This window comes from Vibrio sp. 10N.222.51.C5 (assembly GCF_041474575.1).
In the GTDB taxonomy this organism is placed as follows: Bacteria; Pseudomonadota; Gammaproteobacteria; order Enterobacterales; family Vibrionaceae; genus Vibrio; species Vibrio crassostreae_C.
In genome coordinates, this window is record NZ_JBFRUJ010000076.1 from 1 (window position 1) to 13923 (window position 13923).

General features: G+C 45.5%; 9 protein-coding genes. 4 read left to right on the forward strand and 5 right to left on the reverse strand.

Annotation, left to right across the window (positions count from 1 at the left end; genetic code table 11):
• The first annotated feature begins 946 nt into the window (after positions 1-946).
• From AB4558_RS20590 to nspC, 3 genes are all read left to right on the forward strand, one after another.
• The gene (locus tag AB4558_RS20590; RefSeq protein WP_372073704.1) at positions 947-3886 is read left to right on the forward strand and encodes a pyridoxal phosphate-dependent class III aminotransferase; all 2940 of its coding nucleotides are present in this window, start codon (positions 947-949) and stop codon (positions 3884-3886) included.
• A gap of 8 nt (positions 3887-3894) precedes the next feature.
• Positions 3895-5148 carry a carboxynorspermidine synthase gene (locus AB4558_RS20595; protein WP_017061002.1) on the forward strand — a complete coding sequence of 418 codons (1254 nt, stop codon included), beginning with the start codon at positions 3895-3897 and terminating at the stop codon, positions 5146-5148.
• A gap of 199 nt (positions 5149-5347) precedes the next feature.
• Positions 5348-6487 (forward strand): carboxynorspermidine decarboxylase, encoded by a 1140-nt coding sequence (nspC, locus tag AB4558_RS20600; protein ID WP_371721090.1) that lies wholly within the window; start codon positions 5348-5350, stop codon positions 6485-6487.
• 73 nt (positions 6488-6560) lie between these two features.
• On the opposite strand, the gene AB4558_RS20605 is transcribed toward nspC, so the two are convergent.
• Together AB4558_RS20605 and AB4558_RS20610 are read right to left on the reverse strand one after the other, a co-directional pair.
• Positions 6561-7073 (reverse strand): glycine cleavage system protein R, encoded by a 513-nt coding sequence (locus AB4558_RS20605; RefSeq protein ID WP_017061000.1) that lies wholly within the window; start codon positions 7071-7073, stop codon positions 6561-6563.
• Between the two features lie 267 nt (positions 7074-7340).
• Complete coding sequence (locus AB4558_RS20610; protein ID WP_017065591.1) at positions 7341-8249, reverse strand: DUF3943 domain-containing protein; 909 nt, start codon at positions 8247-8249, stop codon at positions 7341-7343.
• Between the two features lie 210 nt (positions 8250-8459).
• Here AB4558_RS20610 and AB4558_RS20615 point away from each other — a divergent pair, with 210 nt between their 5' ends.
• Entirely contained in the window at positions 8460-9698 is a 1239-nt protein-coding gene (locus AB4558_RS20615) for a CinA family nicotinamide mononucleotide deamidase-related protein (RefSeq protein ID WP_372073706.1), read from the forward strand.
• Between the two features lie 174 nt (positions 9699-9872).
• On the opposite strand, the gene AB4558_RS20620 is transcribed toward AB4558_RS20615, so the two are convergent.
• From AB4558_RS20620 to AB4558_RS20630, 3 genes are read right to left on the reverse strand one after another with little or no spacing between them, the layout of a single operon-like run.
• Complete coding sequence (locus AB4558_RS20620) at positions 9873-10718, reverse strand: dimethyl sulfoxide reductase anchor subunit family protein (RefSeq protein WP_372073708.1); 846 nt, start codon at positions 10716-10718, stop codon at positions 9873-9875.
• A 1-nt stretch (position 10719) separates the two neighbouring features.
• On the reverse strand, positions 10720-11340 hold the full coding sequence (locus AB4558_RS20625; RefSeq protein ID WP_372073710.1) for a DMSO/selenate family reductase complex B subunit: 621 nt from the start codon (positions 11338-11340) through the stop codon (positions 10720-10722).
• An 11-nt stretch (positions 11341-11351) separates the two neighbouring features.
• The gene (locus AB4558_RS20630) at positions 11352-13790 is read right to left on the reverse strand and encodes a DmsA/YnfE/YnfF family dimethyl sulfoxide reductase (RefSeq protein ID WP_017060996.1); all 2439 of its coding nucleotides are present in this window, start codon (positions 13788-13790) and stop codon (positions 11352-11354) included.
• Positions 13791-13923: the final 133 nt, after the last annotated feature.

Below are 13923 nucleotides of genomic sequence, written 5' to 3' on the forward strand. Positions count from 1 at the left end.
CTTTATCTGTGTAGTGAACTTTGTTGGTTTCAGTGCGAGATTTTCTATGAACTCATTCCTCGCTCTAGGGAGTGACGCCTTGACCTCAAAGTCTCTCTAGTAACGTTTATAACCCCACGTCGTCATCCTCGGGCGTGAGGAACGATTGAAGCGGGGATCTCTTGCCGCTTGCTGATTAACTTCAGTTTAATCTATTGCATCAGGTAACTTCTTTAATAAAGCCATACATCGACATGTTGTTCGGGACTCCCTATGAACTCATTCCTCGCTCTAGGGAGTGACGCCATGACCTCCAAGCTTCTCTAGCAACGTTTATAGTCCCACGTCGTCATCCTCGGGTATGAGGAACGAATGAACCGGGGATCTCTTTCCCAAACGATAGTGTGACGATATTTACAGCAATTGCTTAGCCACCGCTGCTATTTATCAAGCTATTACTAAAAACTATTGATCGTTCATTTCACTTTATGTTACTTTCCCGCGCAATCTCGGAATGAAAATGTTCAAGAAGAGCAACGATTGCTTCTGGGGGATACGCGTAGTGACCATTCTTGCTGATTGGGACATTACGTAGGGTAGGTATTGGCTAGTCCTTTAGCTGATAGACGGGATACTTATGGCGCAGTTCGTCATGTTAATGGGAAACCCAACATTGAACACACTAATTACAACATTGCTAATCAGCTCTGCATTTCCAAAGGGACCAGCTCCTCATAGCTGCCCGATCCTGCAAAAATGTCCAATTCTTCAAAACAGTAGCATTACTGAACCTTGAGCTCACGCTAACAATTTATCGCTGTCTTAAGACGGCTTAATTTCGTATTCGTCATTTGACTTATGCGAGCGTACAGCTATATCTCATTTCTAGACAATACGTGTACTTCACTATGAACTCTCTCCAAATTTAACGAGAGTTGGTGGGTAATTGCGTCTGATGGAGGTGAGTATGAACACATTCAAGGGGACTTTTATGACTACCGCCTTTGAAGTCGATATCAATACTATCGCAAATTCATTTTCAACTATGGTTCCTATCTTAGAGGGAACGTACGACCTAACACCTGACGCTATTTTGCTAGAGCAAGAACAGCATGAGTCGGATGTTCGCTCTTACCCAAGACGCCTGCCTATTGCTATTAAACGAGCATGTGGCGCTTTAGTTGAAGATACTCGTGGCCAACTCTTTCTCGATTGCTTAGCCGGTGCAGGTACACTTTCTCTGGGTTACAACCACCCTGAGATTAACCAAGCACTTAAAGACCAACTCGATTCTGGTTTGCCATACCAAACACTTGATATCACGACTCAAGCAAAAGAGACGTTTATCAAGCGAGTTAAAGCTTTTCTTCCTCAAGACTTTTCAAATAACTCGGTTCTTCAATTCTGTGGCCCATCTGGCGCTGACGCTGTGGAAGCGGCGATCAAGCTCGCCAAGCAAACCACAGGTCGCAACACCATGTTTGCTTTCCGTGGTGCTTACCATGGTATGACGAACGGCACCATGGGTATGATGGGTAACCTCGGCACTAAAGAGCGTCGTAGCGGCTTGATGTCTGATGTGCACTTCATGCCTTTCCCATACAACCTACGCTGCCCGTTTGGTATTGGTGGTGAAGCGGGTGCTAACGCGAGCATTCGTTACATCGAACGTATGTTGAATGATGACGAGTCTGGCATCATGAAACCGGCGGCGATGATCGTTGAGCCTGTGCAAGGTGAGGGCGGTGTGATTCCTGCTCCAGCATCTTGGTTACAAGGCCTACGTCGCATCTGTGATGAGCACGGCATCCTACTGATTTTTGATGAGATTCAGTGTGGTGTGGGCAAAACTGGCCATCGATTTGCGTTTGAAGAGTCTGGTGTTAATCCAGATATCTTATGTTTATCTAAAGCGATTGGTGGCGGACTGCCTATGTCGCTGCTTGTGTTCGATAAGAGCATTGATACATGGAAAGCGGGTGAGCACACCGGTACATTCCGTGGTAACCAATTAGCAATGGTCTCTGGCGCTAAGGCGTTGGAGATCATCGAACGAGATGGCTTAGTTGAGCACGCGAACATCGCAGGCCAATATTTACGTCACGGGCTTGAGAAGATTCAATCACACGTTAGCTGTATTGCTGAAGTTCGTGGTAAAGGCCTGATGCTCGGTGCTGAGATCAAACAACCAAATGGTGAGCTTAACAAGTTTGGCGAACCACAATCAGACGCCGAACTAACCCTAGCGATTCAACGAGCAGCGTTAGAGCGTGGCTTGATGGTTGAAAAGGGTGGTCGTGATGGCTCGGTAATTCGTTTCCTTCCGCCAATGATTATCTCTTTTGAGCAGATTGACTTTGCACTCCGCGTAATGGAAGAAGCGATCATCGCAGCTGGTGGTGGCTTACAACAAGACCCAGCTTCAAGCGAACAAGCAAACCAAGAATGGAACAAGCATTTCATCCATACAGGTTTAGGCGGTAGCGACGAATTTGCTAACGTGATGAACCAAACCACTCAAGCGATGAAAGCGGTTTTTGAACAGGTTGAAACCCCTTATTCGGGTTTAGATCCAAAAGTGCTAGAAGCAGCTATCAATGCTGTCGACCTTGATAACAATCAACACGCTTTGGTTGATGTTGTAGATAGTACTGCAGACCTTGTCGCTGCAAACTCCATCTTCGTGCAACACCCAGATTGCATTGCACACCTTCACACTCCTCCTCTTATGGCTTCGGTAGCAGCGGAATCGATTATCGCGGCATTGAATCAATCAATGGATTCATGGGACCAAGCATCGGCTGCGACTTATGTTGAGCAGCGCGTCGTGGATTGGATGTGTGACAAATACCAACTTGGCGCACAAGCTGACGGTGTTTTCACTAGCGGTGGCACGCAAAGTAACCTAATGGGTTTATTGCTTGCGAGAGACTGGGTTGCGGATAAGCACAATGGTCACTCAATCCAAAAGCTTGGCTTACCAGAATACGCGAGCAAGCTGCGTATCTTATGTTCAAAGAAATCTCACTTCACGGTTCAAAAGTCAGCCTCTCTACTAGGGCTAGGCGAAGCGGCAGTGTGCTGTGTTGACACCAATGCAAACGGCACTATCAAGCCTGATTTGTTAGATGCAGAAGTGAAAGCGCTTAAAGCACAAGGGTTGATTCCTTTTGCTGTTGTCGGTACGGCGGGTACAACCGATCACGGTGCTATCGACGACCTTGATGCGATTGCAGACCTCGCAAGCCAACAAGGCCTTTGGTTCCATGTCGACAGTGCTTACGGTGGCGCGCTTATCTTGAGTAGCCACAAGGCTCGCTTACAAGGCATCGAAAAAGCGGACTCTGTGAGTGTCGATTTCCACAAATTGTTCTATCAAACAATCAGCTGCGGCGCGGTATTGTTGAAAGACAAAGCGAACTTTAAGTACTTTCTACATCACGCAGATTACCTAAACCGCGAACACGATGAACTGCCAAATCTAGTCGATAAGTCTATTGCGACCACCAAGCGTTTCGATGCATTGAAAGTCTTCATGACGATGCAAAGCGTTGGACCAAAGCAGTTGGGTGATATGTACGACCATCTTCTTGAGCAAACGCTAGAAGTGGCAGACCTGATTCAAAACCAAGCTGACTTAGAGCTACTCGCAGAGCCGTCACTATCAACAGTGCTGTTCCGATCTAAGCCGTCAGCAAACGGCGAGCTAGATTTAGACAAATTGAATCAAACGCTAAGACTGGAAGCGCTGACTCGTGGTGTTGCAGTACTCGGTGAAACGGTCGTGGATGGTAAGAGTGCGCTTAAATTCACTATCTTGAATCCGTGCCTAAAGACATCAGATTTCAAATCTCTAATTAACAAAATTCAAACTCTAGCCACTGAGCTAGCAGAACAACAAGGGTAATTAATACTATGGCTATTCTACAAATTGGTGCAGGCGGCGTTGGTTGGGTTGTTGCACACAAAGCAGCACAAAATAACGAAGTACTGGGTGATATCACAATCGCTTCTCGCACAATCGCGAAGTGTGAAAAAATCATCGAATCTATCAAGGGCAAAAACAACCTTAAAGATTCAACTAAGAAACTAGAAGCACGTTCAGTAGACGCTGATGATGTTGATGCGCTTGTTGCTTTGATTAAAGAAGTTCAGCCGGATCTAGTGATCAACGCTGGTCCTCCTTGGGTAAACATGGCAATCATGGAAGCATGTTACCAATCTAAAGTTTCTTATTTAGATACATCGGTAGCGGTTGACCTATGTTCTGAAGGCCAACAAGTACCACAAGCTTACGATTGGCAGTGGGGCTACCGTGAGAAGTTCGCTGAAGCAGGCATCACAGGTATTCTTGGTGCTGGTTTCGATCCAGGTGTGGTATCAATCTTTGCTGCATACGCGGTTAAGCACTTGTTCGATGAGATTGACTCAATTGATGTAATGGATGTGAATGCTGGTGACCACGGCAAGAAGTTTGCGACAAACTTTGACCCAGAAACCAACATGCTTGAGATCCAAGGCGATTCTTTCTACTGGGAAAATGAAGAGTGGAAACAAGTACCTTGTCACTCTCGTATGCTTGAGTTTGAATTCCCGAACTGTGGTTCTCACAAAGTTTACTCAATGGCGCATGATGAAGTTCGTTCAATGAAAGAGTTCATCCCAGCTAAGCGTATCGAATTTTGGATGGGCTTTGGTGATGCATACTTGAACTACTTCAACTGCATGCGTGATATCGGTCTTCTTAGCCCAGATCCGCTAACACTGCACGATGGTACTGTGGTTCAGCCTCTGCATGTTCTTAAAGCACTACTACCGGATCCAACATCTCTAGCTCCGGGTTACACTGGTTTAACGTGTATCGGTACTTGGGTTCAAGGTAAGAAAGATGGTAAAGAGCGTAGCGTATTCATCTACAATAACGCAGACCACGAAGTGGCTTACGAAGACGTAGAGCACCAAGCGATCTCTTACACAACTGGTGTTCCAGCGATTACCGCTGCACTTCAGTTCTTCCGTGGCGAATGGGCTGATAAAGGCGTGTTCAACATGGAACAGCTAAATCCAGATCCGTTCCTAGCAACTATGCCGGAAATTGGTCTAGATTGGCATGTTCAAGAGCTTGAAGCAGGCCAAGGTCTTCCAGTGATTCATGAGCTGAAAAAATAAGAACTGATTTCTTGTTTTGATTGCTAATTAAAGGGGACATGGATTGTTCCCTTTTCGATGATGATAGCCTTGAAGCTTTGGTATCATTTATTTTGATTTTGTAACTCACTGTGCTCGGACAGGACAAAATCAAAATAAATTACACCAAAATTGTTAATTTACCTTTCCATCTATAGATGCTGCTTGAGTGTTTACAAAAATGACGTTTAAGAAAGAAGAACTAAAAACCCCATATTTCATGATCAACGAAGACAAGTTGATTGCGAACTTAGAAAAAGCCAAGCAACTGAAAGAGATTTCAGGTGTGAAATTGGTACTTGCGCTTAAGTGCTTCTCGACTTGGGGCGTGTTTGACATCATCAAACCGTACCTAGACGGTACTACTAGTTCTGGCCCTTATGAAGTGAAATTAGGTCACGAAACTTTTGGCGGTGAAACTCATGCTTACAGTGTGGGCTACAGTGAAGATGACGTGAGAGAGGTTGCTGACATCTGCGACAAGATGATCTTCAACTCTCAAAGCCAACTTGCTGCTTACCGTCATATTGTTGAAGGTAAAGCTTCACTGGGTTTACGTTTAAATCCGGGCGTGAGCTACGCAGGGCAAGACTTGGCGAATCCAGCACGTCAATTCTCGCGTTTGGGCGTGCAAGCTGACCACATCAAACCAGAAATTTTCGATGAGATTAATGGTGTGATGTTCCACATGAACTGTGAGAACAAAGACGTTGATGCCTTTATCGGCCTGCTTGATTCAATCTCAAAACAGTTTGGCGAGCACTTAGATAATTTGGATTGGGTGAGCATGGGCGGTGGTGTGTTCTTTACATGGCCTGGCTATGACATCGAAAAGCTTGGTCTTGCGCTGAAAGCCTTCTCTGAGAAACACGGCGTGCAGATGTACCTTGAGCCGGGTGAAGCGATCATCACTAAAACAACCGACCTAGTTGTGACAGTGGTCGATATTGTTGAGAACGTGAAGAAAACAGCGATTGTGGATTCAGCGACTGAGGCGCACCGCCTTGACACGCTTATCTACAATGAGCCCGCATCAGTATTGGAAGCATCAGAAACAGGCAGCCATGACTACGTGATTGGTTCGTGTTCATGTCTTGCGGGCGATCAGTTCTGCGAAGCGAGCTTTGATGAGCCACTTAAGATTGGTCAAAAGCTGCATCTGTTAGACAGCGCGGGTTACACCATGGTGAAATTGAACTGGTTCAATGGCCTTAAAATGCCTTCAATCTACTGTGAACGTAGCAGTGGTGAAGTTCAGAAGCTAAATGAATTCGGCTATGAAGACTTCAAACGCTCATTATCACAATGGTCAGTTAAGTAACTGAATCACAAGTTCAGAGCAATACAAAGAGCAGCTAATGAGCTGCTCTTTTTTGTTCTTTAATTTTGTTTATTTAGCTTTCAATCATCACACGAGTATCTTCACTGAGCGTTTCGAGTTCATTAACTACGTCGTCGATCTGTACTTCGATTGGCAGCTTAACGGCGATTTTTGATGTGAATAGACTTGAGCTAACACCGCCGCCACCAGCGATAAAGACGCGGTGACAATCCATATCGAGAATACTGATTCCTTGTCTATCCAATACATGAGTCACTTCGTTGACGATACCTGCTCGGTCGTTAGAGTCGAGTCTCAAGTGATGGACCGTGTCTTGAACATTGTGTGTATGATCGGAATCGACAAACTGCACGATGAGATCTGGATTGGCGCTGAACGCTTCTTTTACAATCGATTCGTTGATGGCTGGAAGTTGAACCTTTAGTACGCCTGCGACTTGGTCTTCAATAAAGTTCACTTTACTGATGAGCCATTTGCCGTCGTTTTCGTGAGTAACCGCAGCAAGCTGTTTGATTGTTGCTGGTGATGCTTTTCCGATAAAGTTTACGATAAATGTACTGTTCATATCAGCCCCCAAGGTTTCAATTATTCTTTGCTAATTAAATGTTTGATATCACGCGATAAAGTTCTTTAATTTCAGTGTAGAAGGTTACATCGAACAATGTTTGACCTAGGTCAATTTTTGAAACTAAGCTTCGATGCAAAAAAAGAGAATGAAGAGTAGGGCACAAAAAAAGCGGCTAGAGAGCCGCTTTTTAGAAGAGTTGTCACTGTGATTGATGATTCAGCAACTTATATTCAATAACTTATATTGAGTAGTACTAGAGACGAATTAGAACGTTACTTTGAAGTTCATACCAACAAACTGAGAGTCGTATGGTGCGCCAGCATCGTAAGCAAAACGTGCAGCGTCTTGGTTATCCCACCAAGGGTTAGTATTCAGGTTAACTTCTGCATCACCGCCCCATGCGTCACTTACCCAGTAGTGAATGTGTCCAACAGGGTTAAGGAAGAATAGCGACACATCACCCATGGTTTGAGAGCCCATCACTTCGCCACCTGAAGCAATGATATCCTGCTCTGCTTCTAGCATCATTTCACCGACAACCGCACCGAAGAAAGGTGTGATGAAGAGATCTTGCCATGAAGGTACTTCTGCAAACGCTTCTACGCCGTATTCCCAGAAGAACGTCGACATAGTCCAAGAGTATAAGAATGACTCAAACTCGTCGTAACCTGCGTGTCGAGCTGCGGTGTAGTAAACACCACCGAAATATGGGTGCATTACGTAGTTTAGGAAGTGTTCGTCACGGTCCCATGTTGGACCAGCAGAAACGTTATCTTTCCACTTTTTACCTAATGAGCTGATATCACGTTGGTCATCATCCCACTTAGTAATACTTTCAGGGAGCAGAGTCATTAGACCCACTGTCGCGACACTCAAGCCAAGAATGGTGTAGGTTTGACCCATTAGGTAATCCCAATCTTTCTCCTGACTCACCAACATGTGTTTTGGTTGTTGGATTGAGAAGTCGTACTCATCACTCGATTCGCTCAGTGCGTAATTGGTACTAGGCTTGTAGGTGTACAAGTTGTCATTAAAACAGTAATCTTGAGCACATTCATCCGAGTAAGAAAGGTTGATTGGCTGGTCGAAGTCGTATTGGCTTGCAACCGAGTTAACTGACATTAGCATTGAAAATGCGGCAGTAACCTTTGCTAGTAACGGTGATTTGGACACAAGGGTCTCCATGAGAAAGTTTGGAATTGATCAGGGTCACAATTATCTATTAAATGCCTGATTTAGGGAACTAATAATTTATAGCTTTTCCTAAGAAAACCTTAGGTTTAACATTATTAATATTAGTGAAAAGGCGAATTGCTCCAAATTCAACCATAGACCAGTTTGTAAATAATGCAGTGTCTTTTTATGACAACAAGGGATAGAAATATGACGAAAATCGCAATGTTAAGCACAGGTGAAGAAGTTCTTCATGGAGACATTGTAGATACAAACGCAGCTTGGATGTCTGCTGAGTTTTATCAGCATGGTTTTGCGCTTGCTAAGCGCTCAACTGTGGGTGATCAAATGAATGCTCTTGTTGAAGAACTGCTGATGCTGAGCTTTAACTATGATGTGGTTATCGTTAATGGTGGTTTAGGCCCGACAACCGATGATATGAGTGCTGCCGCCGCTGCAGCTGCTTCCGAGCAGAAACTCGTCATGTTCCCTGAATGGCTTGATCGTATGGAAGAGATGTTCTCTGGACGTGGCATGCCAATGCCAGACAGCAACCTTAAACAAGCTTTGTTACCTGCGAGTTCAGAGATTGTCGATAACCCTGTAGGGACGGCTTGTGGCTTCAAACTGAAAATTAACGATGCGACTTTCTATTTCACGCCGGGTGTACCAAGTGAATTCAAGCGCATGGTGACGTTTGAGATTCTTCCTGACTTGTCGTGTACCTACCCTCAAGTGGTTGCCTCTGAATGCAGTCGACTGTTTACGTTTGGTTTGTCTGAGTCCGGTATCTCTGATGTTTTGGATCAACTAAAGCTGCCAGAAGGTTATGAACTTGGTTATCGCTCTTATCTGCCGTTCATTGAGGTCAAACTGTTTGGTCCTAAGGCAGACTTAGAAACTCGCGTTAAGCTTCTGCAGATGGTTTACAAGCTGCTAGAGAGTAATGTCGTTAGTGTTGATGAGCCGATGATTGACCATATTGGACACATCATGGCGGAAAAAAAGAAGACGTTATCTGTGTCTGAAGTGTCGACCAAAGGTTCACTGTCAGCGTGGCTGCAATTGAATGAGCAGATAGAAGATTGCTTCGGACACTCATGGGTGATGGCTGAGCCAAAAGAGAGCGAACTTGAAAAGAGCGATCCATTAGCCGCGACCTTTGCGCTGGCTGGAGCAACAAGAGATAAGTGCGGAACTGAATTGGCTTTGGTGACTGGTAAGCTGGAAGGCAACACATTCAGCGTTGCATTGTCGACTGAAGCAGGCGAGTGGGGGCAGGTACTTGAGTTTTATCGTCAGTACTCGCGTGAAGACCAACGCAACGTGATTAAGACCGTTGCCACCGATATGCTGAGAAGGCATTTAGATAACAAACCGATGTTTGGTACTTATTCTTCGGTTAAGCGATTAAAAGACATGTTTATTCCAGCGGCTATCATTAAGTAGCTATGTAAGCTAACGATGTAAGCGAACTCGCTAAGTCTGTATTAAAAACGCTAGAAAAAACGAAATAAAAAGGCCCAACATCTAAATAGGTGTTGGGCCTTTTGTTTATCTAGCCTTCTAGATAACCAAACAAGCAGCGATGTTTACACGCAACTCATGTCTGTAAGAACTCGATTACAAACCGCTTGTCATATGTAGGCTGTAGAACAAACCACGGCCGATTAACTCTGAAGCCAAGAACAATACTAGTGCTAAGCCAAGGTTAACTGGGTTCACTTTTGCTTTGTTCAGCATAGGTAGAATCCAAATCAACAAGCTTGCCATTAGCAGTGTCACTTGAAGAATCACATAGCTGCCTAAACCATCGACTAACTCAGACGCTTTTGCCGCTGAAGTTTGGATGTCTCCGATTAGGTTCAGTTTTCCTACTGTCACAAGCAAGCTGATAGCAACAGCGATAACAGCCAACATGGTGATGTTACGGTCAACCGTAAAGCGGCTGTCGTTTGCGAATACAATCACGAACTGAGATAACAGCAAGCCACCCACAACCATCGTCATGATGAAGCTCAGTGGTGTGTAGATGTTGTCCCACGTCGGTACTGTGTTGATCATGTATACGTTGATCATCGCGTACATGAAGATAACACCCAGTACCATCGCGCCAACCATCAGTGCTTTCTGGATAGCAACGCCACCTTTCTTGACTACCGACAGTAACCATTGCAGGCCACCGACAGCGAAGAATGCCGCACCGAAGAACACTTCGTTAGACAACCAAGCCGAACCTAGCTGATTAAAAGCGTTAAACGCGCGCAGTGGAGAGCCAAGGTGCGTTGTCGAGAACATGAAGCCAAGACCCATCAGTACCCATAGGATAAACATTGGAACCTTGTAGCTGTTCAGCTTCTCTTCGTCATGACCAAGTACCAGTGCACGTGCGGCAATCAGTAAGTAACCACCAACCGCAGTTTGCGCCAGCACCGTAAAGAAGATTAAAGACCACTCATGAAAAATCATCTTACACCTCCTTCGGGTTTGCTAGGTGACCGCTGGTATCGCCAGTCGGCTTCGCGTTTTTGTTCAGCTTAATCACGATGTTTGGTAGCGTTTCTGTTGAAGATGGCAGTGGAGCCACATCCGCACCAGAGCCGTACTTCTCACGAAGTGTATTGATTTCACCAAACTCCAATGCACGAAGTGGGCAAGACTCAACACAGATAGGCTGTTTGCCTTCAGAAACACGTTGGTAACAACCATCGCATTTCGTCATATGACCTTTCTTAGCATTGTATTGTGGTGCGCCGTAAGGACACGCATTGCTACAGTGCTGACAACCAATACATACGCTCTCATCAACCACAACCAAACCGTCTTCATCACGTTTGTGCATTGCGCCCGAAGGACACACTTTCACACACGCTGGGTTAGTACAGTGGTTACAAGCGATAGATAGGTAGTAAGAAAAGACATCTTTCTGAATCCAGGTATCACCATCTTGAGTGAAGCCACCACCGGCATATTCGTATACGCGACGGTAGTTCGTTTTGATGTCTAGATCGTTATAATCTTTACAAGCAAGCTGACAGGTTTTACAACCCGTGCATTTACTTGAATCAATGTAAAAGCCGTATTGTTTCATTCCAACCTACCTTATGCTTTCTTTAGCGCTTTGATTTGAACTAGGTTTGTATGCTGAGGGTTACCCTTAGCAAGTGGGCTCGGGCGCTGAGTCGTCAGCACGTTGATAGAGCCTGCATGGTCGATCTTCTGACCATCTGGTGCGTACCATGCACCTTCGCCTAGTGCGACAACTCGAGGAAGAATCCTAGGTGTCACTTTCGCTGGAATATGTACTTCGCCACGGTCGTTGAAAATACTCACCATGTCGCCGCTTTCAATACCACGTTCTTTTGCATCGATTGGGTTGATCCACAACTCTTGCGGTGCTGCTGCTTTGATTTCTGCAACGTTGCCGTAAGTCGAGTGAGTACGAGCCTTGTAGTGGAAACCGGTTAGCTGAAGTGGGTACTTCTCTGCTAGTGGGTCGTTATGACCTTCGAAAGAGTCCGCGTAAATCGGAAGTGGGTGAATCACTTCGTCTTCTTTCAGCTTCCAAGTCTTCGCGATATCAGCCAGTTGCTCTGAGTAGATCTCGATCTTGCCACTTGGTGTGGTCAGTGGGTTCGCTTCAGGATCTTTACGGAAATCTTCATAAGCGATGTAGTGGTGGTCGTAGCTACGTTTGTAGATACCCAGCTCTTTCATCTCTTCGAAGGTTGGCAGTGTTGGATCGTTCTTACGAGTTTCTGCGTAAAGGTGCTCAATCCATTGCTCTTGAGTACGGCCTTCGGTGAACTCTTTTTCTACGCCCATTCGTTTCGCAAGCTGAGTACACATCTCGTAGATAGATTTCGCTTCAAACTGAGGCTCAATCGCTTTCTGCGCGTAGATGAAGTAAGGCATGTTCGCCGCTTTACCGTCCATACACCAGTCGTCTTGCTCAGACGTTGTTAAGTCTGGCAGGATGATATCGGCGTACTTCGCTGAAGACGTCATATGGTTATCAACCACGACAATCATTTCACACGCACTTTCATCTTGAAGAATCGCGTGAGTCTTGTTGATGTCTGAGTGTTGGTTAATGATGCAGTTACCTGCGTAGTTCCAGATCATCTTGATTGGGTTCTTAAGGCGCTCTGCACCGCGAACACCATCAGTGATGTCGGTCATTTCATGGTGACGGTAAATCGCGTCTGTCCACATGAACATTGAAATAGACGTTTCAACTGGGTTTGGCACAGTAGGGAAGCGGACAAATGGAATGTTGATGTCGCTTTCACGAGCGCCTGTTGAACCGCCTGATACGCCCACAGAGCCAGTGAGCAGTGACAGCATCGCGATTGCACGACACGCTAGTTCACCGTTCGCAGTGCGTTGTAAGCCCCAACCTTGGTGAATCGCACATGGTTTCGCTGTGCCCATTTCACGGCCAAGCTTAACGATGGTGTCAACTGGAATACCCGTGATCTTAGAAGCCCATTCTGGTGTCTTCTCTACGCCATCTTCACCTAAACCTAGGATGTAAGATTTGTAGTCGCTGTTTTTAGGCGCTGATGCAGGAAGGGTCTTCTCATCGTAACCGACACAGTATTTGTCTAGGAACGGTTGGTCGACAAGGTCTTCAGTGATCATCACGTGTGCAAGACCCGCTACCAATGCCGCATCTGTAGAAGGACGAATTGGGATCCATTGATCTTCACGGCCACCGGCAGTATCGGTGTAGCGAGGGTCGATGATGATCGTTCTTGCGTTTGATTTGTTTTTGCTTTCAACGTAGTGGTGGATCTGGCCGCCACCAGACATACGCGTCTCAGCAGGGTTGTTACCAAACTGAATGTTAAGTTTAGTGTTCTCTAAATCAGAGAAAGAGTTGTTGTTTGCCCAACCGCCGTAGGTGTAGCTCAAGCCTTTCGTGATTTGCGCTGTTGAGTAGTCACCGTAATGGTTTAAGTAACCACCACTTAGGTTCATTAGACGAGCAATCAGCGTTTGAGCTGGTGGCCAAGATTTAGTAACCGTGCCGCCCAGCGTACCTGTACCGTAGTTTAGGTAGATAGTGTCGTTACCGTAGTCTTTGATAAGGCGTTGCATGGTGCCAGCGACTTCATCATAAGCCTCTTCCCAGCTAATACGCTTAAACTTACCTTCACCACGTTTACCCACACGTTTCATTGGGTACTTTAGGCGATCTGGGTTATAAACACGGCGGCGCATCGAGCGACCACGTAGACACGCACGAACTTGGTGATGACCGTATTCGTCAGTGCCTGTGTTGTCTGTTTCTACGTATTTGATTTCACCGTTTTGTACATGCATACGCAGTGGGCAGCGAGAGCCACAGTTTACTGTACATGCACTCCATACGATTTTCTCATCCACATTTTCAGCAACTGCAGCCGCTACTGGTTTGGATTTGAAAGGTAATGCAATACCGCCCGCAAGTGCAGCTGCACTACCTACTGCAGAGGAAGCTTTCATGAAGCCTCTTCGAGTAAGATTCATTACCCCAGATTCTTTCTTATTCGTCATTCTAAGATGCCTTTTACTATTGATAGCTAGCACTTTATAGGTAGTTTGTTCTTTATGTATTTATTTCGAGTTATTGATTGATTGGCATCAAATAAGTGTGGAATTTAAAGTTTATGAATTGAATGTATAAAAT